The organism is Burkholderia sp. AU32262, from assembly GCF_020419985.1.
Lineage (GTDB): Bacteria > Pseudomonadota > Gammaproteobacteria > Burkholderiales > Burkholderiaceae > Burkholderia > Burkholderia semiarida.
The window spans coordinates 77,517-99,722 of record NZ_JAIZRS010000011.1 but is presented as its reverse complement, the minus strand read 5'-3'; the positions used below and the strand labels follow the sequence as shown (position 1 = coordinate 99,722).

At 65.9% G+C, this 22,206-nt stretch carries 25 protein-coding genes; 23 read left to right on the top strand and 2 right to left on the bottom strand.

Going from position 1 to position 22,206, the window contains the following annotated elements; translation table 11 throughout:
* Positions 1-88 precede the first annotated feature (88 nt).
* From LGN10_RS15460 to groL, 9 genes are all read left to right on the top strand, one after another.
* Positions 89-1,966, top strand: a complete 1,878-nt coding sequence (locus tag LGN10_RS15460) for a beta strand repeat-containing protein (RefSeq protein WP_226224156.1) — start codon at positions 89-91, stop codon at positions 1,964-1,966.
* A 328-nt stretch (positions 1,967-2,294) separates the two neighbouring features.
* Complete coding sequence (locus tag LGN10_RS15455) at positions 2,295-2,654, top strand: hypothetical protein (protein WP_099316113.1); 360 nt, start codon at positions 2,295-2,297, stop codon at positions 2,652-2,654.
* Between the two features lie 27 nt (positions 2,655-2,681).
* The gene (locus LGN10_RS15450; protein WP_059574216.1) at positions 2,682-3,197 is read left to right on the top strand and encodes a sigma-70 family RNA polymerase sigma factor; all 516 of its coding nucleotides are present in this window, start codon (positions 2,682-2,684) and stop codon (positions 3,195-3,197) included.
* Entirely contained in the window at positions 3,194-3,976 is a 783-nt protein-coding gene (locus tag LGN10_RS15445) for an anti-sigma factor family protein (protein WP_226224154.1), read from the top strand. Before LGN10_RS15450 ends, LGN10_RS15445 begins: the two co-directional genes overlap by 4 nt.
* Positions 3,977-4,002: 26 nt before the next feature.
* On the top strand, positions 4,003-4,425 hold the full coding sequence (locus tag LGN10_RS15440) for a hypothetical protein (RefSeq protein WP_059574335.1): 423 nt from the start codon (positions 4,003-4,005) through the stop codon (positions 4,423-4,425).
* Positions 4,422-5,054: a LolA family protein gene (locus tag LGN10_RS15435; protein ID WP_059574214.1), complete on the top strand. Its 633-nt coding sequence runs from the start codon at positions 4,422-4,424 to the stop codon at positions 5,052-5,054. The genes LGN10_RS15440 and LGN10_RS15435 overlap by 4 nt, the downstream gene beginning before the upstream one ends.
* Before the next feature lie 44 nt (positions 5,055-5,098).
* Positions 5,099-5,614, top strand: coding sequence for an SRPBCC family protein (locus LGN10_RS15430; RefSeq protein WP_226224152.1), 516 nt, complete (start codon positions 5,099-5,101; stop codon positions 5,612-5,614).
* Positions 5,615-6,006: 392 nt separating this feature from the next.
* Positions 6,007-6,300: a co-chaperone GroES gene (gene groES / locus LGN10_RS15425; RefSeq protein WP_011351136.1), complete on the top strand. Its 294-nt coding sequence runs from the start codon at positions 6,007-6,009 to the stop codon at positions 6,298-6,300.
* Between the two features lie 46 nt (positions 6,301-6,346).
* Complete coding sequence (gene groL, locus LGN10_RS15420; protein WP_006485462.1) at positions 6,347-7,987, top strand: chaperonin GroEL; 1,641 nt, start codon at positions 6,347-6,349, stop codon at positions 7,985-7,987.
* A gap of 146 nt (positions 7,988-8,133) precedes the next feature.
* Here the strand turns inward: groL and LGN10_RS15415 are convergent, their stop codons facing one another.
* Complete coding sequence (locus LGN10_RS15415) at positions 8,134-9,000, bottom strand: hydroxymethylpyrimidine/phosphomethylpyrimidine kinase (protein WP_059574212.1); 867 nt, start codon at positions 8,998-9,000, stop codon at positions 8,134-8,136.
* 256 nt (positions 9,001-9,256) lie between these two features.
* Here LGN10_RS15415 and LGN10_RS15410 point away from each other — a divergent pair, with 256 nt between their 5' ends.
* The 8 genes from LGN10_RS15410 to LGN10_RS15375 all read left to right on the top strand — a co-directional run bounded on the left by LGN10_RS15410 (position 9,257) and on the right by LGN10_RS15375 (position 15,858).
* On the top strand, positions 9,257-9,427 hold the full coding sequence (locus LGN10_RS15410) for a rubredoxin (RefSeq protein WP_004186709.1): 171 nt from the start codon (positions 9,257-9,259) through the stop codon (positions 9,425-9,427).
* Positions 9,428-9,529: 102 nt separating this feature from the next.
* Positions 9,530-10,831 (top strand): hypothetical protein, encoded by a 1,302-nt coding sequence (locus LGN10_RS15405; protein ID WP_089464582.1) that lies wholly within the window; start codon positions 9,530-9,532, stop codon positions 10,829-10,831.
* A gap of 182 nt (positions 10,832-11,013) precedes the next feature.
* A complete protein-coding gene (locus tag LGN10_RS15400; RefSeq protein WP_006491354.1) occupies positions 11,014-11,592 on the top strand; it encodes a YqgE/AlgH family protein in 579 nt (192 codons plus the stop codon).
* Positions 11,589-12,038, top strand: a complete 450-nt coding sequence (gene ruvX, locus LGN10_RS15395; protein WP_226224151.1) for a Holliday junction resolvase RuvX — start codon at positions 11,589-11,591, stop codon at positions 12,036-12,038. Before LGN10_RS15400 ends, ruvX begins: the two co-directional genes overlap by 4 nt.
* Complete coding sequence (gene pyrR / locus LGN10_RS15390; RefSeq protein ID WP_226224150.1) at positions 12,025-12,537, top strand: bifunctional pyr operon transcriptional regulator/uracil phosphoribosyltransferase PyrR; 513 nt, start codon at positions 12,025-12,027, stop codon at positions 12,535-12,537. Before ruvX ends, pyrR begins: the two co-directional genes overlap by 14 nt.
* Positions 12,538-12,610: 73 nt before the next feature.
* A complete protein-coding gene (locus LGN10_RS15385; protein ID WP_006476735.1) occupies positions 12,611-13,642 on the top strand; it encodes an aspartate carbamoyltransferase catalytic subunit in 1,032 nt (343 codons plus the stop codon).
* A gap of 61 nt (positions 13,643-13,703) precedes the next feature.
* Positions 13,704-14,981, top strand: coding sequence for a dihydroorotase (locus LGN10_RS15380; RefSeq protein ID WP_226224149.1), 1,278 nt, complete (start codon positions 13,704-13,706; stop codon positions 14,979-14,981).
* Positions 14,982-15,000: 19 nt separating this feature from the next.
* Entirely contained in the window at positions 15,001-15,858 is an 858-nt protein-coding gene (locus LGN10_RS15375; protein WP_059641977.1) for a lysophospholipid acyltransferase family protein, read from the top strand.
* 42 nt (positions 15,859-15,900) lie between these two features.
* On the opposite strand, the gene LGN10_RS15370 is transcribed toward LGN10_RS15375, so the two are convergent.
* Entirely contained in the window at positions 15,901-16,740 is an 840-nt protein-coding gene (locus tag LGN10_RS15370; RefSeq protein ID WP_226224148.1) for a symmetrical bis(5'-nucleosyl)-tetraphosphatase, read from the bottom strand.
* A 334-nt stretch (positions 16,741-17,074) separates the two neighbouring features.
* Between LGN10_RS15370 and rfbB the strand changes: the two genes are divergently transcribed.
* The 6 genes from rfbB to LGN10_RS15340 are packed head-to-tail and all read left to right on the top strand — an operon-like array spanning position 17,075 to position 22,202.
* Positions 17,075-18,136 (top strand): dTDP-glucose 4,6-dehydratase, encoded by a 1,062-nt coding sequence (gene rfbB, locus LGN10_RS15365; protein WP_226224213.1) that lies wholly within the window; start codon positions 17,075-17,077, stop codon positions 18,134-18,136.
* Positions 18,137-18,147: 11 nt separating this feature from the next.
* On the top strand, positions 18,148-19,041 hold the full coding sequence (gene rfbA / locus LGN10_RS15360) for a glucose-1-phosphate thymidylyltransferase RfbA (protein ID WP_226224147.1): 894 nt from the start codon (positions 18,148-18,150) through the stop codon (positions 19,039-19,041).
* Positions 19,026-19,577, top strand: coding sequence for a dTDP-4-dehydrorhamnose 3,5-epimerase (rfbC, locus tag LGN10_RS15355; RefSeq protein ID WP_226224146.1), 552 nt, complete (start codon positions 19,026-19,028; stop codon positions 19,575-19,577). Before rfbA ends, rfbC begins: the two co-directional genes overlap by 16 nt.
* 8 nt (positions 19,578-19,585) lie before the next feature.
* Positions 19,586-20,467, top strand: a complete 882-nt coding sequence (gene rfbD / locus LGN10_RS15350; protein WP_226224145.1) for a dTDP-4-dehydrorhamnose reductase — start codon at positions 19,586-19,588, stop codon at positions 20,465-20,467.
* Between the two features lie 4 nt (positions 20,468-20,471).
* Complete coding sequence (locus LGN10_RS15345; RefSeq protein WP_226224144.1) at positions 20,472-21,380, top strand: glycosyltransferase family 2 protein; 909 nt, start codon at positions 20,472-20,474, stop codon at positions 21,378-21,380.
* 39 nt (positions 21,381-21,419) lie between these two features.
* Positions 21,420-22,202, top strand: a complete 783-nt coding sequence (locus tag LGN10_RS15340) for an ABC transporter permease (protein ID WP_226224142.1) — start codon at positions 21,420-21,422, stop codon at positions 22,200-22,202.
* Positions 22,203-22,206 lie beyond the last annotated feature (4 nt).

Here is a 22,206-nt window from a genome sequence, read left to right as displayed (position 1 = left end):
ATCGATCCGGTTTTTGTATTGGCACGCTTCGTGCAATCCGTCCCCATGCTTTGTCAACGTAGTGCCAACCGAGATGGGGAAAATAACGATGGGACAGAATTTTAAATTGACGGGTGTGGCGCTGTCGGTCGCGACGGTGTTCGGGGTGCTGGCTTCGGGGTCCGCGATGGCCGCGGCGCTCGATGCGCTGCCGATCCCGCAAGTGATCGTCAATCCGCCGACGAACAGCGTGTCGGTCGGGTTGGGCGCGACGGGGACGTCGCCGCTGGGTTCGGTCACCGTGACGGCGGGTGGGTCGGGCGCGATCCAGACGTCGCTCGGCGAGCCGGGGCAAGTGCTGTCGGGCGCCGTGGGGGCGGTGACGGGGGCACTGGGTAATGTCGGCGGCGGCACGAATCCGCTGGCGCCGGTGCAGGGCGTGGTGAATCAGGTGACGGGCGCGCTCGGTGGCGGTAACCCGGCAGGCGCGCTGAGCGGTGCCGTGGGTACGGTGACGGGCGCACTCGGCGGCATCGGTGGCGGCAACCCGGCCGGCGCGTTGACCGGTGCCCTGGGCACGGTGACGGGCGCACTGGGCGGCGTTGGCGGCGGCAATCCGGCCAGCGCATTGACGGGCGCCCTGGGCACGGTAACCGGTGCACTGGGCGGCGTTGGCGGCGGCAATCCGGCCGGCGCGCTGACCGGCGCCCTCGGCACCGTAACCGGCACACTGGGCAACCTCGGCGGCGGCGCGAACCCGATCACCCCGATCCAGAACGTCGTGAACCAGGTCACCGGCACGCTAGGCAGCGGCAACCCGGCCGGCGCATTGAGCAACGCGGTCAACACGATCACCGGCACGCTCGGCAACGTCGGCGGCGCAGGGAGCCCGCTCGCGCCGGTGCAAGGCGCCGTCACGCAACTCGCCGGCACGCTCGGCAGCGGAGATCCTGCCGGTGCGCTGACGAACGCGCTGAACTCCGTGACGGGCGCGCTCAGCGGTGCGAACCCGCTGGCGCCGGTGCAGGGCGTCGTGAACCAGGTCGTCGGCACGCTGTCGGGCGCAGGCGGCGGCAGCCCGATCACGCCGATCACGAACCTCGTCAACGGTCTGCAGAACGCATTGCCGGGCGGCAACCCGGCCGGCGCGCTGACCGGCGCCCTCGGTTCGGTGACGGGCGCGCTCGGCAGCCTCGGCGGCGCGAACCCGCTGGCGCCGGTGCAAGGCGTCGTGAACCAGGTCGTCGGCACGCTCGGCGGCAGCAATCCGGCCGGCACGCTGAGCAACGCGGTCGGGACGGCCACCGGCGCACTCGGCAACGCGGTCGGCTCGGCAGCGGGCGCGCTCGGCGCGCTGGGCGGCACGAACCCGCTGGCGCCGGTCCAGGGTGTCGTGAACCAGGTCGTGGGCGCGCTCGGCAGCGGCAATCCGGCCGGCGCACTGACGGGCGCGCTGAATTCGGTGACGGGCGCGCTCGGCAACCTCGGCGGCGCCAACCCGCTGGCGCCGGTGCAAGGCGTCGTGAACCAGGTGGTCGGCACGCTGTCCGGCGCTGCCGGCAACAACCCGATCGCGCCGATCACGAGCCTCGTGAGCGGCCTGACGGGCGGCGGCAACCCGGCGGGCGCCCTGACCGGTGCGCTCGGTTCGGTGACGGGCGCACTCGCGTCCGGTCCGGCGGCGCTCGGCCAGGCGGCCGGCGCGCTGTCGGGCGCGGCCGGTTCGACGGCAGCGGCAGGCGGCAGCCTGCTCGGCTCGGGCGCGAACGCGGCCGGCGGCACAGCCGGCGCGGTCGGTTCGCTGCTGACGGTGGGGGCCAATTCGACCGCGACGGTCGTCAATGCGGTCGGCACGTCGGTGGGTACGGCGCTCGGTTCCGCGCCGAGTCTGTCGGTGACGCCGCATTCGGGCAACAGCTCGCCGAACAACCCGCTCGCACCGGTGACGACGCTGCTCCAGTCGCTGACCGGCGCATTGCCGAGGTAACCGGCCGAAACCGCCCGACGGCGCCGCATCGGCCGTCGGGCGAGACGGTCGCGCAATACGGGCCGTGCAATACCGGCGATGCAGTACCGGCCGCCCAACGCGGCATGACAGCGATGTCATGCCGCGTTGTCATTTCGGGCTTCCCGCGTTCTTTCGTCACATGAACGATCGCGGCTGCCGGTCGCGGCGCCGCATGGAATAACAGGCCGTCGCCGTCCGTTTACATACCGAGTTCCGGCACCGCCGGCCGGCGGGATAATGATCGCGACGAAGCCGATCGTCCCGTCTGGCCGCATCGTGTCGCGACACGACGCCAAGGAGAACGGGAATGAAACGGATGCTCTTCGCTGCCGCGCTGACGGCGGCGATCGTGCGGCCGGCGGCCGCGGAACCGCCCCAGGCCGGCGACGGGAAACTGGTCGACGAAGCGCACATGACGCTGTACGTGTTCGACCGCGATGCGCCGGGCAAGAGCATGTGCGACGGCGCGTGCGCGGCCAACTGGCCGCCCGCGCTCGCCGACGCATACGACAAGCCGTCGGGTGCGCTGAGCGTCGTCGCCCGCGACGACGGCACTAAGCAATGGGCGTACCGCGGCCGTCCGCTGTATCGCTGGAAGATGGACCGCAAGGCTGGCGACGCCGGCGGCGACGGGATCGGCGGCATGTGGCACGTCGCGCGGCCGTGACCGCGCGGCGACGCGCGAGGCGCCCGGATGAGCTATGAATCGGACCTGCTGGTATGGCTGCCGCACCTCACGCGCTATGCGCGTGCGCTGACGGGCGAGCGCGCGTGGGCTGACGATCTCGTACAGGACACGCTCGAGCGTGCGCTGAACCGGCCGCCGCGCGACGGCGGCAACCTGCGCGCGTGGCTGCTGACGCTGCTGCGGCACCGCTTCATCGACCAGTTGCGCGCGCGGCACGAGATCGCCGTGGACGACGCGACGGCGCCGTGGCAGACGATGGCGGCGCCCGCTGGCGAAGTCGGCGGGCTGGAGCTGCGCGACGTGCAGCGCGCGCTGTATCGGCTGCCGGTCGAGCAGCGCGAGGTGCTGCTGCTGGTCGCGCTCGAGGAGCTGAGCTATCGCGATGCCGCGCAGGTGCTCGGCGTGCCGGTGGGTACGGTGATGTCGCGGCTCGCGCGGGCGCGCGCGCAGATGCGCGCGTTGCTGACCGACGCGCCGGCGGCGCACGGCACGGCCACGTTACGGGTGATCGGGAAGCCATGATGGACGATCCGCGCAAGCCTTCGAACCGGCAGGACGACGACGCGTCGGCGCAACTGCTGTCCGCGTTGCTGGATGGCGAACTGTCCGGGCACGAGCGGCGCGAGATGCTCGAGCGCCTGCAGTCCGATCCACAGGAAGCGGAACGATTCGCGCATTACCGTGCGCAGCGCGATGCGCTGAAGGCGTTGTTTCCGTTGCCGGGCGCCGCGCCCGCATTGTTCGTGCAGCGCCGCGCGTCGCGCTGGCGCGCCGCCGCGCACGCGTTCGCGGGGCTGGCGGCCGGGCTGCTGATCGGTGTCGCGCTGCATGCGGGCTGGGCGGCGTTCGGCCGCGAGCCGGCGTTCGCCGCGCGCGCCGATGCCGCGTACGCGGTGTACGCGGCCGACCGCGAGCATCCGGTGGAAGTCGGTGCGGCCGATCCCGCGCGTCTCGCCGCATGGCTGTCGGCGCGCGTCGGCCGGCCGGTGCGCGCACCGTCGCTCGACGAATATGGTTACGCGCTGCTGGGCGGCCGGTTGCTGCCCGGCGACGCGGGGCCGGCCGCACAGCTGATGTACCAGCGCGCGGACGGCGCGCGCGTGACGCTGTACGTGACCGCATACGATGCGCGGCGCCTCGCGCCGCAGGCGCTGTCGGCGGACGGCCGCTACACGTATTTCTGGTCGGATCGCGGCATGGGTTATGCGCTGTCCGGCCGTGGCGACGAACGGCGTCTGCGCGAGCTGGCGATCGACGCATGCGCAGCGCTGGGCGGGCCGGCCGATGCGTGGAAGGGATGACGCGCGGCGCCCGCGGGGAGCAGGCGATGAAGACGACGATGATGAAGGAACTCGTGCTGGCGGCGTGCCTCGCGGGCACGATGCTTGCGCGAGCGCAGGGAAATGCGCCCGTGCGCGTGCCGGTCGATGCCGACGGCGTACAGCGTGTGACGATCGTCGGCGGCAGCTATTTTTTCCGGCCGAATCACGTGATCGTCCGCGCGAACCTGCCGGTGGAGCTGACCGTGTCGGCCGAGCCCGGCGTGGTACCGCACAGCTTTGAGATCGACGCGCCGCCGCAGGCGGGCATCGCAGTGCATACCGAACTCGGCACGACGCCGAGGACGTTCCGTTTCACGCCGCAGCAGCCGGGTCGATTCGCCTACTATTGCACGCACCGGCTGCTGTTTTTCAGCAGCCATCGCGAGCGCGGGATGGAAGGCGTGCTCGACGTCGAGGCGGCGCCGTGATCGCCGCGTTGCTGGCCGCGAGCCTGATAGGAGCGAGCATGACCGCCGATCCCGTGACCGTCGCGCAGGCGCATTTCGACCACGTCCGCTCGTACCGCGCGACGATCCGCTCGTCGGCGCGCGACGGCGAGCACACCGAAATCCGTTACGCGTACCTGAAACCGGGCTTCGTCCGGATGGATTTCGTGTCGCCGCATCGCGGCGCGGTGCTCGCGTACGATCCCGGCGACGGCAAGGTGCGGCTGCGCCCGTTCGGCACGCATGCGCCGCCCGCGCTGACGCTGTCGCCGTCCAATCCGCTCGTGCGCGACCGCAGCGGCCACCGGGTCGACCGTTCGGACGTCGGCGAACTGCTGCGCAGCGTGCATGCGCTGCAGCAGGGCGGCGCGACGGTGACCGAAGGCGAGGAAACCATCGGCGGCCGGCGCGCGCTGCGCGTGCTCGTCACGGGCGCGCCCGCGCATGCGATCGACGGCGTGCATCGCTACCGGTTGTGGCTCGACACCGACGACGGTTTTCCGCTGAAGGTAGTCAGCTACGCCGGCGATGACGATGTGCCGCTCGAAACCGTGACGCTCGACGACGTGGAGATCGACGTCGCGTTTCCCGAGCGTTTCTTCGCGCCCTGACGGCGCGCCGATCCGCGTCCCTGACGCGCAATGCCGGAGGCTGCATGGCGGAGTACCGGTTCTCGACGACCTGGCGGGTGGATGCGCCGCTCGCGGCGGTCTGGGACGCGATCTACCAGGTCGACCGCTGGCCCGACTGGTGGACGGGTGCCGTACGCACCGTCGAGCTCGAACCGGGCGACGCGCGCGGCGTCGGCGCGCTGCACCGGTATACGTGGAAGGGCGCGCTGCCGTACCGGCTGACCTTCGACATGCGGGTGCGTCGCGTCGAGCGGCCGCATGCACTGGAAGGCCATGCGAGCGGCGCGATCGAGGGCGACGGCCGCTGGTCGTTTGCCGCCGACGGCGCGCGCACCGTCGTGCGCTACGACTGGCACATTCGTACGCACCTGCGCTGGATGAACTGGCTCGAGCCGCTCGCGCGGCCGCTGTTCCGATGGAATCACGACGTCGTGATGCGCGAAGGCGCGAAGGGGCTCGCGCGGCGGCTGGGCGCGACCGTCCAGACGGACGGCCGGACCTTCCGGCCGCTGTCGGGCGCGGATTGCGCCGACGCGTGAGGATCGACCCGGCGACGCCGGCGAACGACCGCGCCGCGGCGGATGAAATGGGCGCCCGCACGTTTTTTTCGATGCAATGTCGGCGGCCTCGGGAACTCCGGGCTTACCCGGTGTCCAAACGGGGCTGGATGGGATTCGCGGGCCTCGCGAGCCCGCCCGTCGGGTCGGTTTCGATCGTCATGGCTTTGTTTTGAAAGGGTTTTTCGTTGTTCTCAGCCGTTTTCCCGCCGCGTCGCCGCCCCGAAAATTCCTCCGGTTTCCCTTCTTGAATTTGTCAAAACCCGTCCATATAATTAGCACTCGCTGCACGAGAGTGCTAACAATTCTCTGCCGGGCGATGAGCCGGGCAGTTCCCTAAGCGTTCTTCAATCTCAGTCAAGAGAGGAGTGAATATGAACCTTCGTCCTTTGCACGATCGCGTGATCGTCAAGCGCCTGGATCAGGAAACCAAGACCGCCTCGGGCATCGTGATCCCCGACGCCGCTGCTGAAAAGCCGGATCAGGGCGAAGTCCTGGCCGTCGGCCCGGGCAAGCGCGACGACAAGGGCGCCCCGATCGCGCTCGACGTGAAGGTCGGCGATCGTGTTCTGTTCGGCAAGTACGCAGGCCAGACCGTGAAGGTCGACGGCAACGAACTGCTGGTCATGCGCGAAGAAGACATCATGGCCGTGGTCAACGCCAAGTAAGCGTCCTCCGACGGTACATATTCCCAAGAATTCAAGGAGTTAGAAGATGGCAGCTAAAGACGTCGTATTCGGCGATTCCGCCCGTTCGAAGATGGTCGAAGGCGTGAACATTCTCGCCAACGCAGTCAAGGTCACGCTGGGTCCGAAGGGCCGCAACGTCGTGCTCGAGCGCAGCTTCGGCGGCCCGACGGTCACCAAGGACGGTGTGTCGGTCGCGAAGGAAATCGAGCTGAAGGACAAGCTCCAGAACATGGGCGCGCAGATGGTCAAGGAAGTCGCTTCCAAGACCAGCGACAACGCAGGCGACGGCACGACGACGGCAACCGTCCTCGCGCAATCGATCGTCCGCGAAGGCATGAAGTACGTCGCATCGGGCATGAACCCGATGGACCTGAAGCGCGGCATCGACAAGGCAGTCGCGGCGGCTGTCGAAGAGCTGAAGAAGATCAGCAAGCCGTGCACGACCAACAAGGAAATCGCCCAGGTCGGCTCGATCTCGGCGAACAGCGATTCGTCGATCGGCGATCGCATCGCTGAAGCGATGGACAAGGTCGGCAAGGAAGGCGTCATCACCGTCGAAGACGGCAAGTCGCTCGCCGACGAGCTGGACGTCGTCGAAGGCATGCAGTTCGACCGCGGCTACCTGTCGCCGTACTTCATCAACAACCCGGACAAGCAAGTCGCCGTCCTCGACAACCCGTTCGTGCTGCTGCACGACAAGAAGGTGTCGAACATCCGTGATCTGCTGCCGGTGCTCGAGCAAGTCGCGAAGGCTGGCCGTCCGCTGCTGATCATCGCAGAAGACGTCGAAGGCGAGGCACTGGCCACGCTGGTCGTCAACAACATCCGCGGCATCCTGAAGACCGTTGCGGTCAAGGCGCCGGGCTTCGGCGATCGTCGCAAGGCGATGCTGGAAGACATCGCGATCCTGACCGGCGGTCAAGTCATCGCGGAAGAAACCGGCCTGACGCTCGAGAAGGCAACGCTGGCAGAACTGGGCCAGGCGAAGCGCATCGAAGTGGGCAAGGAAAACACGACGATCATCGACGGCGCAGGCGAAGCTGCAAGCATCGAAGCACGCGTGAAGCAAGTGCGCGCGCAGATCGAAGAAGCGACGTCGGACTACGACCGTGAAAAGCTGCAAGAGCGCGTGGCCAAGCTGGCAGGCGGCGTGGCAGTGATCAAGGTCGGTGCTGCGACCGAAGTCGAAATGAAGGAAAAGAAGGCACGTGTCGAAGACGCACTGCACGCTACCCGCGCAGCTGTGGAAGAAGGCATCGTGGCAGGCGGCGGCGTTGCGCTGATCCGCGCACGCACCGCGATCGCGGGCCTGACCGGCGCGAACGCCGACCAGAACGCCGGCATCAAGATCGTGCTGCGCGCGATGGAAGAGCCGCTGCGCCAGATCGTCACGAACGGCGGCGAAGAAGCCAGCGTCGTGGTGGCGGCAGTTGCTGCAGGCAAGGGCAACTACGGCTACAACGCAGCAACGGGCGAGTACGTCGACATGGTTGAAGCCGGCGTCGTCGACCCGACCAAGGTCACGCGCACCGCGCTGCAGAACGCAGCTTCGGTCGCAGGCCTGCTGCTGACGACGGACGCTGCTGTCGCGGAACTGCCGAAGGAAGACGCACCGATGCCGGGCGGCATGCCGGGCGGCATGGGCGGCATGGGCATGGACATGTAATCGACTTCGGTCGACGATGTCCGGAGCGCGCAGCGATGCGCGTTCCAGCCAAAAGAAAAGACCCGCAGCGATGCGGGTCTTTTTTATTTGCACGTGGAATTCAGCGCGCCGTTCGCGGCGGCGGGATCTACCGGCCGCGTCGCCGCTCAATGCCGATGCGACGTCCTCGGCGCCGAATCGGCCTTCACGGCCGGCGGCGTGTCCGACTCGTCGTTGCTGCGCGCCCAGAAGAACCGGTCGGGCAGGTACGCACCCATGCCGGGCCGGAACGCGTCGCGCACGGCCTGGTACAAATATTCCTGCGCCTCGCGCACCGCTTCGGGCGGCTCCTGGCCGTTCGCGAGCAGCGCCGCGATGGCCGCGCCGAGCGTATCGGTGATGCCCATCAGCCGGTGCGGCGAGCGATCCCACATGTCTTCGCGAAGCTGGCCTTCCTCGCCGTACAGCGTGTTGACGAGCCGGTGCGAACCCGTTTCCGACGACAGGATGTATTCGCAGCCCTGCGACAGCAGGTGCGACACGGCCGCGTCGAGATTCGGCGCCTCGGCATCGCCGTCCGGCTGCGCGAGCGCGATCAGCGTCGCGTGGTCGGCGACCAGCAGCGTGGTTTGCGGCGCCAGCAGATCGGCGATCGATTCGCGCAGGTCGTCGGCCGCGAGCACGTGTTCGTCGTCGAGCGTGAAATCGGGCGCGAGCACGAGCGGCACACCGTCGTAGTCGGCCACGACTTCGGCGATCGCACTGACGACTTCCGCGCGCGTGGCCGCGCCGATCTTGAACGCGGCGACCGGCATGTCTTCGAGCAGCATGCGCGCCTGCGCGGCGACGACGTCGGGGTCGAGGCCGGTCACCTCGTCGCAGGCGGCCGAGTCGCGCACGGTATAGCCGGTCAGGACGGACACGCCGTGACAGCCCATGCTCGCCAGGGTCATCAGATCGGCTTGGAGGCCGGAGCCGCCGGTGGGATCGGACAGGCCGAAGGTGAGGACGATCGGAGGGGCGTTGCTGGACATGTAAAAATGGGGCAAGAGAAAAACGGACAAGCGACGGACATGCGGACGGCGAGGCGGATGGGCTTTGTTCGGCCCCGTGTTGCCCGGCAGGCCGCACTTTTCAACCATTATGCGGTGGAATCCGGCCGGTACGACGGATTTTTTAGCGCGGCGCAACGTAGTTGCCGTCCTCCAGCGCGATTGCTAGGCAGTCCGGCCCCGACACGGTACCATCATGGCTCCCGAATTTACCGACTTTTCCCCGACGCGGCTTAAGATGGAATACAAGAGCTGGATGTGCCTGATTTGTGGCTGGATTTACGACGAAGAAGCCGGGCTGCCGGAAGAGGGCATTGCCCCGGGCACGCGCTGGGAAGACGTCCCGATCAACTGGACGTGCCCTGAATGCGGCGCCCGCAAGGAAGACTTCGAGATGGTCCAGATCTGACCGGACCGCTGGCCCACGAGCACTCCGCTCAGGCCTCGCACCGGCCCGGCGTTCGCGCTGCGGCACGCGCGAGCGACTTGACGATGACAGGCGCGCGTGTCCATGACGTCCGATCCGGCGAACGTTCCCCACCCTGACGCATTGCCCAACCCGCGCGGCGGCGCCGTGCGCGCGGCCGACGCGTGGCTGGCGGCGGCCGCCGACGCGTTCGAGCGGCGCGACGACGCCGCGGCGCCGCTTGCCGCTGCCGCGGCCGTACTGGCGGAAGCCGGCTGGCTGCCGGCCGCGCGCTTCGCCGGGCAACTGTCGGCCGCGGTGCCGCTCGTTGCCACCGAGCCGACGTCGGCCGGCTGGCGTGCGGCGCTGCGCGATTTTCGTGCGGCCGTCGGGCGCCACAATCTGCGCGAGCTTGCGTGCTCGCCCGTTCTCTTCGAGCATTTCCGGGCGTTGCGCGCGCAAAGTGCTGCCGACCTGCGCGCGAGCGTGCCGCTCGATGCGCTGGCGCTGGTCGGCCGCGCGGTGCCGCCCGCCACGCTGCGCGCGCTGCCCGATACCGTCGCGCCCCGGATTCGCGCCCGCTACGAGCAGGCGCTGCTCGGCGTGCTGCGTGCCGAGCACGGTGCGCCGGGCGCGGCGCTCGACGAACTCGACGCGCTGCTCGCCGCGCTCACCGACGACGCACCATACGACTTCTGGCGGCTCGCGGCCGCGTGCGTGCGCGCACTGCGGGCAAGCGGCGCGCCCGAGCTCAAGCGCTTTCTCGCGCGGACCAACCTGCTGCTCGGCGAACACGCGCAGGGCCGGCGCAGCGCGCCGCCCGACCTGGTGCGCGAGACGGTGGCGCTGCTATGGCGCGATTTCGCGCTGTTCGGCGCCGCGGCCGAGGATGTCGCGCTCGTCGACGTGCTGCACGACTACGGGTTGACGGTCGACTGGCACGTCGCCGGCACGCCCGCATCCGAGGCGCTGTGGGAGGCCGATGCCGCGCGGGCCGAGCACGATGCGGTCGCCGCCGCCCCCACTCGTGCGCTCGGCGTCGTGACCGTCAATGCGCATGCCTACGAGGATTTCCTGCAGACCGCCGATGCGTCGATGGCCGATCTGGCGGCCAATCCGGCCACGGCCGACGCCGGCGCCGCATGGCACGCGTCCGGCGCCGCCTACCGGGTCGGCACGGCCGCGTGCGCGCTCGGGCTCGGCCACGCGGCGCTGCTGGCCGATACGCTCGGCCTGGCGTGGCGCCGTGCGGCGCACGGCGTGCCGCTCGCCGACGGCGGCCTCGATGCGCACCGCCATGCGTCCGACATGCTGCGCGCGGCGCTCCTGAAGATCGCGGCCGGCGTCGCGCCGCCGGACCTCACGGCGGCGTCCGAAGCGCTCGGCGCGGCGCTCGGCCGGAGCTGACGAACAAGGGGACGGACACGCGACGGCGGGCCTCGCCGGGCGGGCCTGCAACACGCTGCCGACAGCGCCCGCGCGCGTGTTAGAGTGCCGTGTGATCCGCGCGCGCCGTTGCCAGCGCGGCGCGGCGTTGCTTGTTGATCGCGGCCCGGTCAGGTCGCGGCGTCTTTGCTAAAATTCAAACCATGTCAAAGCCTTCCGATCGCATCAATCTCACCAACCAGTTCCTGATCGCCATGCCGAACATGGCCGATCCGACGTTCTCGGGGACGGTGGTCTATCTTTGCGATCACAGCGAGCGCGGTGCGCTCGGCCTCGTCATCAATCGTCCCACCGACATCGACCTCGAGTCGCTGTTCAACCGCATCGACCTGAAGCTCGACATCGAGCCGTTGCTGCACATTCCCGTGTACTTCGGCGGCCCGGTCCAGACCGAGCGCGGCTTCGTGCTGCACGAGCCGGTCGAGGGCGCGAGCTACAACTCGTCGATGTCCGTCGACGGCGGGCTCGAGATGACGACGTCGAAGGACGTGCTCGAGGCGGTCGCAACGGGCACCGGCCCGAAACGCTTTCTGCTGACGCTGGGCCATGCGGGCTGGGGCGCCGGCCAGCTCGAGGAAGAAATTTCCCGCAACGGCTGGCTGACCGTCGCCGCCGATCCGCGCATCGTGTTCGACACGCCGGCCGAGGAGCGCTTCGAAGCCGCGCTCGGCCTGCTCGGCGTGAGCTCGTCGATGCTGTCCGGCGAAGCAGGGCACGCATGAGCGGCGCGAGCGCGCGCGATGCGACGCTCCTGGCGTTCGACTACGGCGAAAAACGGATCGGCGTCGCGATCGGCAACGCGCTGACGCGCTCGGCGCGTGCGCTCGTCGTGATCCAGAACCTGAACCGCGAACACCGCTTCAAGGCGGTCGGCGACCTGCTGGCCGAATGGCGGCCGGACGCGCTCGTCGTGGGCCTGCCGATGCATCCGGACGGCACGCCGCACGACATGACGCAGCAGGCGAAGCGCTTCGGCAACCAGTTGAACGGCCGCTTCGGGCTGCCCGTCACGTGGGTCGACGAGCGCTATTCGTCGGTCGAGGCCGAGGCCGGGCTGCGCGAGCGCAACGTGCGCGGCCGCGCCCGCGTCGACATGCTCGATGCCGAGGCCGCGCGCGTCATTCTTCAACAGTATCTCGATCAATTGTCCGACCATGAGCATCATTGACGCCGAGGCGCTTTACCGCGTCCTGCTCGACCAGATCCGCGCCGCGTACGGCAAGGCGTTCGCCGAACCGGGCGGCCCGCGGCTCGCCGGCATTCACAGCGGCGGCGCGTGGCTCGCCGAGCGCCTCGCGCGCGATCTCGGCGCACCGGCGTTCGGCGTCGTCAACGTCGCGCTGCACCGCGACGACTACGCGAAGAAGGGGCTGCACAGCCAGGCCAGCCCGACGTCGCTGCCGTTCGAGATCGACGGCGCGCGCATCGTGCTCGTCGACGACGTGCTGTACACCGGGCGCACCGTGCGCGCGGCGCTCAACGAGCTGTTCGACTACGGCCGTCCGGCCGCGGTCGAGCTCGCGGTGCTCGCCGATCGCGGCGGCCGCGAGCTGCCGGTCGCCGCACGCTTCGCGGGCGGCACGCTCGACGTGCCGGCCGGCGCGACGCTCGTGCTCGCGCGCGACGATGCGCGGTTCACGCTGCGCGTCGAGTCGCACGGCGCCTGAACCACACGCGAACCGTATCCCGGGCCGCTGGTTTGCACCGCGGCCCGTTTGCATAGTTGGAATCACGCACACCATGACCACCGACACCACTGGCCGCACCGGCAATCCCGCGGCGGCCGCGAGCCCCGACCGGTTTCGCTACGGTTTCCTGAAGGGCAACCCGCAGCTCACGAAAAACGGCGAGCTGAAGCATCTGCTGTCGATCGAAGGCCTGCCGCGCTCGATCGTCAATCACATCCTCGATACGGCCGAGCAGTTCGTCAGCGTGACGGATCGTGAAGTGAAGAAGGTGCCGCTCTTGCGCGGCAAGTCCGTGTTCAACCTGTTCTTCGAGAACTCGACGCGCACGCGCACGACCTTCGAGATCGCCGCGACGCGCCTGTCGGCCGACGTGCTGAACCTGAACATCAACGCGTCGTCCACGAGCAAGGGCGAATCGCTGCTCGACACGATCAACAACCTGTCGGCGATGCATGCCGACCTGTTCGTCGTACGCCACGCGTCGAGCGGCGCGCCGTACCTGATCGCCGAGCACTGCGCGCCGCACGTGCACGTGATCAACGCCGGCGACGGCCGCCACGCGCATCCGACGCAAGGCCTGCTCGACATGTACACGATCCGCCACTACAAGCGCGACTTCACGAAGCTGCGCGTGGCGATCGTCGGCGACATCCTGCATTCGCGCGTCGCGCGCTCCGACATCCACGCACTCACCACGCTCGGCGTGCCCGAAGTGCGCGCGATCGGCCCGCGCACGCTGCTGCCGGGCGGCCTCGAACAGATGGGCGTGAAGGTGTTCCACAACCTCGACGAAGGGCTGAAGGGCGTCGACGTGATCATCATGCTGCGCCTGCAGAACGAACGGATGAGCGGCGCGCTGCTGCCGTCCGCGCAGGAGTACTTCAAGACGTGGGGCCTGACGCCCGAGCGCCTCGCGCTCGCCGCGCCCGACGCGATCGTGATGCACCCGGGGCCGATGAACCGCGGCGTCGAGATCGATTCGCAGGTCGCCGACGGCCCGCAGTCGGTGATCCTCAACCAGGTCACGTTCGGCATCGCCGTGCGGATGGCGGTGATGGGCATCGTCGCCGGCAACAGCGACTGAGCCCGCTTTCGCGCATCCTCGTTCAGGCATTCAACGCAATCAACGCATTCACAGACAGCGCATGAAGATTCATATCAAAGGCGGCACGCTGATCGACCCGGTCGCCGGCACCGAACGGCAGGCCGACGTATTCGTCGCGGACGGCAAGATCGCCGCGCTTGGCGGCGCGCCGGCCGGTTTCAACGCGGACAAGACGATCGACGCATCGGGCCTGATCGTCGCGCCCGGCCTCGTCGACCTGTGCGCGCGACTGCGCGAGCCCGGCTACGAACACAAGGCGACGCTCGCGTCCGAGATGGCCGCGGCCGTCGCGGGCGGCGTCACGACGCTCGTGTGCCCGCCGGACACCGACCCGGTGCTCGACGAGCCGGGCCTCGTCGAGATGCTCAAGTTCCGCGCGCGCAACCTGCAGCAGGCGAACGTGCATCCGCTCGGCGCGCTGACCGTCGGCCTCAAGGGCGAAGTGATCACCGAGATGGTCGCGCTGACCGAATCCGGCTGCGTCGGCTTCACGCATGCGAACGTGCCGGTGCGCGACACGCAGGTGCTGCTGCGCGCGCTGCAATACGCGAGCACCTATGGCTACACGACGTGGCTGCGTCCGCTCGACGCGTTCATCGGCCGCGGCGGCGTGGCCGCGAGCGGCGCGCTCGCGTCGCGGCTCGGGCTGTCCGGCGTGCCGGCCGCGGCCGAGACGATCGCGCTGCACACCATTTTCGAGCTGATGCGCGTGACGGGCGCGCGCGTGCACCTCGCGCGGCTGTCGTCGGCGGCCGGCCTCGCGCTCGTGCGCGCGGCGAAGGCGGAAGGGCTGCCCGTGACCTGCGACGTCGGCGTGAACCACGTCCACCTGATCGACGTCGACATCGGCTACTTCGATTCGCAGTTCCGGCTCGATCCGCCGCTGCGCGGCGAGCGCGACCGCGAAGCGATCCGCGCGGCGCTTGCCGACGGCACGATCGACGCGATCTGCTCCGATCACACGCCGGTCGACGACGACGAGAAGCTGCTGCCGTTCGCCGAAGCGACGCCGGGCGCGACGGGGCTCGAGCTGCTGCTGTCGCTCACGCTGAAATGGGCGGACGAGACGCGCACGCCGCTCGCGCAGGCGCTGCGCCGCATCACGGCCGCGCCGGCCGACGTGCTGCAACTGCCGGCGGGGCGCCTCGCCGAAGGCGGCGCGGCGGACCTGTGCGTGTTCGACCCGCGCGCGCACTGGCGCGTCGAGCCGCGTGCGCTGAAGAGCCAGGGCCACAACTCGCCGTTCCTCGGCTACGAACTGCCGGCCACCGTGCGCGCGACGCTCGTGGGCGGGCAGGTCGCGTTCGAGCGCCACTGAACCACGCCGGACCTTCGCCATGATCGCCTTTCGCAAGCTGCGTCTCGTCTTTCACCTGTTGCGCGGCATGGTGATCGTCGCGCTGCGTTTTTCGCACGTCACGCCCGCGCACCGCGCCGAGTTGACGCGCCGCTGGTCGGTCAAGATGCTGCGCATCTGCGGGATGCGCCTCGTCGTCCACAACGACGGCGCGCGGCTCGACGCGAGCGCGCTCGTCGTGGGCAACCACGTGTCGTGGCTCGACATCTACGCGGTCAACGCGTGGCGGCCGACGCCGTTCGTGTCGAAAGCCGAGGTGCGGCAGTGGCCGGTCGTCGGCTGGCTCGCCGAGAAGCTCGACACCGTGTTCCTGCAGCGCGAGAAGCGCACCGAGGCGATGCGGATCATGCACGAGATGGCCGAACGCCTGCGCAACGGCGGCGTGATGTGCGTGTTTCCGGAAGGGACGACGTCCGACGGCCAGGATCTGCTGCCGTTCCATGCGAACCTGTTCCAGGCCGCGGTGTCGGCCGGCTGCGCGGTGCAGCCGATCTGCCTGATGTACGAGGACGCGCACGGGCGGCAGTCGGTCGCGCCGGCCTACACGGGCGATTTGTCGCTCGGCAAGTCGCTCGACATGGTGCTGCGCGGCGGCCCGCTCGTCGCGCATCTGTACGTGTGCGAACCGATCGCGCCGGGCGGCGATCGCCGCGCGACGTCCGCGGCGGCGCGCGATGCGATCGCGGCCGCGCTGGCGGCGATGCAGGAGAAGGTTGGCAAGCCGACGGCCGAGTCGCTCGCCGAGCTGCAGAAGCATGCGTATCCGGCGACCGAGCTCGGCGCCGGTGCGGCGGGCGAGGCGGCAGCGGACGCGCCCGTGCCGGGGCGCGAGGGCTGACGCGCTGCCCGGCCCGGCCGGGCCGGGCGAATCAGCGTGTGGTCACTCGCCGCCCGGCGAGCGGCACGCTTCGCACTGCACCTGCGTGACCGTGCGCTGGGCCGGATCGGCCGTCAGCCGTACGGCCGACAACTGGTTTCCCCATACGCATCCCGAATCGAGCGCGACGACGTTGTCGCGCAGCATCAGGCCGAGCGCGGCCCAGTGGCCGAACACGACCGTCACGTCCGCAGTGCGGCGCCCCGGCACGTCGAACCACGGCAGGTAGCCGGGCGGTGCGCTGTCGGGGCCGCCGTTCGCCTTGAATTCCATCGCGCCATCGGGCGTGCAGAAGCGCAGGCGCGTGAACGCGTTGAATGCGACGCGCATCCGGTCACGTTTTTTCTGGTTCGGGTTCCATTGGTTGGGTTCGTTGCCGTACAGGCCTTGCAGCGTGTCGCGCCAGTCGGGGGCGCGGAGTGCGCGCTGGAGCTCGTCGGCGAGTTCGAGTGCGAGCGTGGCGTCCCATTGCGGCAGCACGCCGGCGTGGACGAGCAGCTTTCCGTCTTCGACATGCACGAACGGGCGGTGGCGGACCCAATCGAGCAGGGCGTCGGCGTCGGGGGCGTCGAGGATCTCGCCGATCGTGTCGCCGGGGCGTTCGGTGCGCAGGCCGGCGGAGACGGCGAGCAGGTGGAGGTCGTGGTTGCCGAGTACCACGGTCGCGCGCGGGCCGAGGTCGACGACCGCGCGCAGCGCGGCGAGGGAGCCCGGGCCGCGGTTGACGACGTCGCCGGCGATCCAGAGCGGGGTGTCGGGGGGGGCTGAGAGCTTGGCGAGCAGCGACTGGAAAGCGGAATGGCAGCCTTGGATGTCGCCGATGGCGATGGGGGTGTGCGTCATGAGGGGCGACTGTTACAATTTGTGACGTTCAAGGAAAATGATGGTAAAAATGCGCTTGATTTGAGAATTTTATTCCATCATGGCACGCGATCTCGACGCATAAAATTTTTGGCCGAGAGGGGCGGAGCGCTGTATCAAGTTGTTAGCGGCATGGCTTTTGCGCACTGCGGATCTCTATAATTGCTCATTTCCCCAACAAAATTAGCACTTCATGACTTTGATGGTAGGGACGACCGGGTAAAATCCTCGGCCTGATGTGACTGTCATTGTCACTTGCGATTCTCAGCGGCAAGCGTCGGTTGGCGACTTGCCGCGCTTTACTAGAGGGAGCCTCATGATCCTGGTTACGGGCGGCGCGGGTTTTATCGGTGCCAACTTTGTTCTTGACTGGCTGCGTGAATCCGACGAAGCCGTGCTCAACGTCGACAAGCTCACGTATGCGGGCAACCTTCGTACGCTGCAGTCGCTGGATGGCAACCCCAAGCACGTGTTCGCACGCGTCGATATTTGCGACCGCACCGCGCTCGATGCATTGTTTGCCGAGCACAAGCCACGCGCAGTGTTGCACTTTGCTGCCGAAAGCCATGTCGACCGCTCGATCCACGGCCCTGCTGATTTCGTGCAGACCAACGTCGTCGGCACGTTCACCCTCCTCGAAGCAACCCGTCAATACTGGAGCGGCCTAAACGACGCCGACAAGGCAGCGTTCCGTTTCCTGCACGTTTCGACGGACGAAGTTTTCGGTTCGCTGTCCGCGACGGATCCGCAATTCTCCGAAACGACCCCTTATGCACCGAACAGCCCGTATTCGGCGACGAAGGCCGGCTCGGACCACCTCGTGCGTGCATACCATCATACGTATGGCCTGCCGACGCTGACGACGAACTGTTCGAACAACTACGGCCCGTACCAGTTCCCCGAGAAGCTGATTCCGTTGATGATCGCGAATGCGCTCGCCGGCAAGCCGTTGCCGGTTTATGGCGACGGTCAGAACGTGCGCGACTGGCTGTACGTCGGCGACCACTGCAGCGCGATCCGTGAGGTGCTGGCGCGCGGTGTACCCGGCGAGACGTATAACGTCGGCGGCTGGAACGAGAAGAAGAACCTCGAAGTCGTGCACACGCTGTGCGATTTGCTCGACAAGGCGCGTCCGAAGGCAGCAGGTTCGTATCGCGACCAAATCACCTATGTGACGGACCGGCCAGGCCACGATCGCCGCTACGCGATCGATGCACGCAAGCTCGAGCGCGAACTCGGCTGGAAGCCGGCGGAAACGTTCGAGACGGGTCTTGCCAAGACCGTCGATTGGTATCTCGACAACCAGGTATGGGCTGACGAAGTCGCATCGGGCGAATACCGTAAGTGGGTTGAAACCAACTACGCGAAGCGCGCTTGAGGAGATACGCGATGGCACGTAAAGGCATCATCCTCGCCGGCGGTTCGGGTACGCGGCTGTATCCGATCACGCACGTCGTCTCGAAGCAACTGCTGCCGGTGTACGACAAGCCGATGATCTACTACCCGCTGTCAACGCTGATGGTGGCGGGCATTCGCGATGTCCTGATCATCTCGACGCCGCAGGACACGCCGCGCTTCGAGTCGATGCTCGGCGACGGCAGCCAGTGGGGGATGAACATTCAGTACGCCGTGCAGCCATCGCCCGATGGTCTCGCGCAGGCGTTCATCATCGGCAAGGAATTCGTCGGCAACGATCCGTCGGCGCTGATTCTCGGCGACAACATTTTTTATGGCCACGACTTAGCGGGACAACTCGAACGGGCGGATGCACGGGAGTCAGGCGCGACTGTCTTCGCTTATCACGTGCATGATCCTGAGCGATATGGTGTCGTTGAGTTCGACAAATCGTTTCGTGCGATATCGATCGAAGAGAAACCGACGGAGCCACGCTCGAACTACGCAGTGACGGGTTTGTACTTCTATGACAATCGGGTCTGCGACATTGCAGCCGACATCAAACCGTCTGCGCGCGGTGAGTTGGAGATCACCGATGTCAATTCGCGCTATCTCCAAGACGGTGTGCTAAATGTCGAAATCATGGGGCGTGGTTACGCGTGGCTCGATACGGGCACCCATGATTCGTTGATCGAGGCAGCGAGCTTTATTGCGACGCTGCAGAAGCGGCAAGGTTTGGTCGTAGCATGTCCGGAGGAAATTGCATATCGGAAGCATTGGATCGACGGGGAGCAACTGTCTAGACTTGCACAGCCGCTTGCCAAAAATGGTTACGGCCAATACCTCAAGAACATTCTCACGGATCAGGTTGCATGGGCATCGAAGTAAAGGCGACAGCGATTCCAGACGTCAAATTGATCGTTCCCCGTGTATTTGGGGACGCGCGCGGATTTTTCCTCGAGAGCTTTAATGCGCGCGAGTTTTCCGAGAAGCTCGGTGTCGATGCGCCGTTTGTTCAGGATAATCACTCGCGCTCCACAAAGGGGGTGCTGCGCGGACTGCACTACCAAATTCAGCATGCGCAGGGCAAGCTTGTGCGCGTCGTGGATGGGGAAGTGTTCGATGTGGCTGTGGACATTAGAAAAAGCTCACCTACCTTTGGGAAATGGGTCGGTGCGATCCTAAGCGCGTCGAACTTTCACCAATTTTGGATTCCGCCCGGTTTTGCGCATGGATTCGTTGTGTTGTCGGAGACGGCGGATTTCCAGTATAAGACCACTGATTATTGGTATCCGGAGCATGAGCGAAGTATCGCATGGAATGATCCGGAAATCGGTATTGAGTGGCCCATCGATTTTCAGCCAACGCTGGCTGCGAAAGATGTGGCGGGCCGGTATCTGAGCGAAGCGGATGTCTTCGCGTGAGGAGCACTGTGGATAAGCCGACGATTGTTGTCACGGGCGTGAGCGGACAGGTTGGCTTCGAACTCCGCCGCACGCTTCAATGCCTAGGGCGTGTAGTGCCTTGCGATCGCGCGACTCTAGATCTGTCTGACCTGGCGCGTGTGCGTGAATTCATTCGCAAAACGGCACCATCGATCATTGTCAATCCAGCTGCTTATACAGCGGTGGATCGTGCCGAGACCGACGCAGTGATGGCCATGCGGATCAACGCGGAGTTACCTGCGACTCTCGCCCAAGAGGCGGCGGCGCTCGGTGCGGTGCTTGTGCATTATTCAACCGATTACGTGTTCGACGGGCGGAAGTCTAGTCCGTATGTCGAAGATGATCAGCCGAACCCGCAAAACGTATACGGGAAGAGCAAGCTCGCCGGAGAGTTGAGTATTGCCGCAGCAGATTGTGCGCATCTGATCTTGCGTACGAGTTGGGTTTATGGGCGACGGGGAAAGAATTTCCTGCTAACGATGCAGCGACTTGCAACCGAACGTCGAGAATTGAAGGTGGTTGCCGATCAGATTGGCGCGCCGACGTGGTCTCGGACAATCGCAGAGGCGACTGCGCAGATTATTTCGCAAGGCATCGCTGCAAATCGCTCGGAGTGGTGGCGGGAGCGCTCTGGCGTCTACCATCTTACAGCAGCAGGCGAGACATCATGGTGCGGCTTTGCGAAGTCGATTCTAGAACACCACGGCAATCATTCCGATACCGTGGTGGTGCCGATCGCGTCAAGTGAGTATCCGACGCCTGCTGCGCGGCCTGCCAACTCGCGGATGAGTGCCGAGAAAATATCTAAGATATTCGGTCTGCACATGCCTGCGTGGGACGAGGCGCTGAGCCTTTGTCTCGGTGATTGATCGAATGAGCGAGCGTTCCGCAGCCTCCCAAAAAATCGGCATTGTCGTCGTGTTTTATCGACCCAATGCTGATTGCGTGCGTAACGCCAATCGACTTGTTGGTTTCGGCGATTGTATTGTTGTAGACAATACGGAGGCCAGTGCCAATGCAGGTGGCGTTGGACTTGATCCGACGATTGAGTACATCTCAAATGGCAGAAATCTGGGGATCGCGACTGCATTGAACCAGGGTATCGAGCGGTTGCTTGAGCGCGGTTGCCGATGGGCTTTGCTGTTTGACCAAGACAGCAAGCCGACCCCGGAATTGCTGACCGGTTTACCAACGCGGATCGATGCCGCCGTTAGTCGTAATCCACGTGTTGCGCTTGTCGGTCCTGCGTACGCAGATGCTAGGCTCGGTGGCGTTGCGCCATTCATTCGGTTTCGCCATTTTTCACTTAAACGCATTCGACCGACATCGAATGAGCCGGTGTCTGTAGATTTTTTGATTACGTCAGGATCGTGCATCAATTTGTCGTTGTGGCGTGAAATTGGTCCGATGGACGATTCATTGTTTATTGATTTCGTCGACCTTGAATGGTGCGTTCGCGCGCGGGCGTGTGGATGTCTCATTTTAGGTATACCGGACATCACGCTTGTGCACGAATTGGGGGGCGAGCCTGTTAGGGTGCTGGGTCGACTCTATCCGAGCCATAGTGCGCTGCGTCACTACTACTTGTTTAGAAATGCCGTACTTCTAATTAAACGGGACTATGTTCCGTTGAGTTGGAAGAGTACGGAACTGATCAAGTTCCCGTTTAGGCTGGCTATCTATGGCGCATTCATGACTCCTAGGATGGAGCATATTCGCCTATCTTTGCTGGGTTTGTGGCATGGACTAAAAGGGCGTGACGGGAGGTTAGAGCAGCAATGAATTATTACACAGCGATTCTGATTTTGATTGATGGTTCTTATGTTCAATAGTGCACTAATTGACTTGCGTCAGAGCTTGGCATCTTGGCGGCTCTGGATGTTGCTGGGGTGGCTCGAAATTCGTCAGCGATATGCTCGCTCACGGGTGGGGCCGTTCTGGCTCACCATCAGCATGGGGGTGATGGTTGGCTCCTTGGGCGTCGTGTACGGCACGCTTTTCGGTCAAAAGATGAGCGACTATCTGCCTTTCCTTGCGACAAGTATTGTCATGTGGGGTTTTTTTTCGCAAGTGGTTCAAGAGGGAAGTCTATCGTACATCAACAGCGGCTCTTATATCCGTCAGACCCCAACTGCAAAAATCATTTTCGTTTTGCAGGTGGTTTGGCGGAATCTAGTGGTGCTGACTCACAACTTTGTCATCATTCTCGTCCTGCTCGTTGTTTTCGGGGTGAGGGATTGGGTATCGTTGATCTTTTTTGTTCCCGCGTTCAGTCTTTATGTTCTGAACGCGGTCTGGATCGCAATGGTCGCCGGGCTTTTGTCTGCTCGATTTCGGGACCTACCTCAGATCATCGGTGCCTTGCTGCAAGTGGCATTCTATGTGACACCGATCATCTTCAAGCCGACTTCGTTAAATCGGTTTTCATTCATCGTGGAATGGAATCCCCTTGCCTATCTGGTCGATATCGTTCGTGCACCGTTGATCGGTGAGATACCGGGAGCGACTACATGGATCGTTGTTGGTGGGATGGCTCTGGTCGGTTGGCCCCTCGCGTTGATGCTGACAGGGCGATATCTGAAGCGTATCCCGTACTGGATTTGAGGGG

What these genes read in the sequence shown, in the direction of transcription:
- LGN10_RS15405 (WP_089464582.1), top strand. Translation starts at nt 9,530, where the DNA reads ATGACGTCCGATCCGGCGAACGTTCCCCACCCTGACGCATTGCCCAAC.
- LGN10_RS15415 (WP_059574212.1), bottom strand. Translation starts at nt 9,000, where the DNA reads ATGTCCAGCAACGCCCCTCCGATCGTCCTCACCTTCGGCCTGTCCGAT.
- groL (WP_006485462.1), top strand. Translation starts at nt 6,347, where the DNA reads ATGGCAGCTAAAGACGTCGTATTCGGCGATTCCGCCCGTTCGAAGATG.
- LGN10_RS15445 (WP_226224154.1), top strand. Translation starts at nt 3,194, where the DNA reads ATGATGGACGATCCGCGCAAGCCTTCGAACCGGCAGGACGACGACGCG.
- LGN10_RS15385 (WP_006476735.1), top strand. Translation starts at nt 12,611, where the DNA reads ATGACCACCGACACCACTGGCCGCACCGGCAATCCCGCGGCGGCCGCG.
- LGN10_RS15455 (WP_099316113.1), top strand. Translation starts at nt 2,295, where the DNA reads ATGAAACGGATGCTCTTCGCTGCCGCGCTGACGGCGGCGATCGTGCGG.
- LGN10_RS15410 (WP_004186709.1), top strand. Translation starts at nt 9,257, where the DNA reads ATGGAATACAAGAGCTGGATGTGCCTGATTTGTGGCTGGATTTACGAC.
- LGN10_RS15400 (WP_006491354.1), top strand. Translation starts at nt 11,014, where the DNA reads ATGTCAAAGCCTTCCGATCGCATCAATCTCACCAACCAGTTCCTGATC.
- LGN10_RS15340 (WP_226224142.1), top strand. Translation starts at nt 21,420, where the DNA reads ATGTTCAATAGTGCACTAATTGACTTGCGTCAGAGCTTGGCATCTTGG.
- rfbB (WP_226224213.1), top strand. Translation starts at nt 17,075, where the DNA reads ATGATCCTGGTTACGGGCGGCGCGGGTTTTATCGGTGCCAACTTTGTT.
- LGN10_RS15375 (WP_059641977.1), top strand. Translation starts at nt 15,001, where the DNA reads ATGATCGCCTTTCGCAAGCTGCGTCTCGTCTTTCACCTGTTGCGCGGC.
- LGN10_RS15430 (WP_226224152.1), top strand. Translation starts at nt 5,099, where the DNA reads ATGGCGGAGTACCGGTTCTCGACGACCTGGCGGGTGGATGCGCCGCTC.
- rfbC (WP_226224146.1), top strand. Translation starts at nt 19,026, where the DNA reads ATGGGCATCGAAGTAAAGGCGACAGCGATTCCAGACGTCAAATTGATC.
- LGN10_RS15380 (WP_226224149.1), top strand. Translation starts at nt 13,704, where the DNA reads ATGAAGATTCATATCAAAGGCGGCACGCTGATCGACCCGGTCGCCGGC.
- LGN10_RS15460 (WP_226224156.1), top strand. Translation starts at nt 89, where the DNA reads ATGGGACAGAATTTTAAATTGACGGGTGTGGCGCTGTCGGTCGCGACG.
- LGN10_RS15440 (WP_059574335.1), top strand. Translation starts at nt 4,003, where the DNA reads ATGAAGACGACGATGATGAAGGAACTCGTGCTGGCGGCGTGCCTCGCG.
- LGN10_RS15450 (WP_059574216.1), top strand. Translation starts at nt 2,682, where the DNA reads ATGAGCTATGAATCGGACCTGCTGGTATGGCTGCCGCACCTCACGCGC.
- LGN10_RS15370 (WP_226224148.1), bottom strand. Translation starts at nt 16,740, where the DNA reads ATGACGCACACCCCCATCGCCATCGGCGACATCCAAGGCTGCCATTCC.
- LGN10_RS15345 (WP_226224144.1), top strand. Translation starts at nt 20,472, where the DNA reads ATGAGCGAGCGTTCCGCAGCCTCCCAAAAAATCGGCATTGTCGTCGTG.
- pyrR (WP_226224150.1), top strand. Translation starts at nt 12,025, where the DNA reads ATGAGCATCATTGACGCCGAGGCGCTTTACCGCGTCCTGCTCGACCAG.
- ruvX (WP_226224151.1), top strand. Translation starts at nt 11,589, where the DNA reads ATGAGCGGCGCGAGCGCGCGCGATGCGACGCTCCTGGCGTTCGACTAC.
- rfbA (WP_226224147.1), top strand. Translation starts at nt 18,148, where the DNA reads ATGGCACGTAAAGGCATCATCCTCGCCGGCGGTTCGGGTACGCGGCTG.
- groES (WP_011351136.1), top strand. Translation starts at nt 6,007, where the DNA reads ATGAACCTTCGTCCTTTGCACGATCGCGTGATCGTCAAGCGCCTGGAT.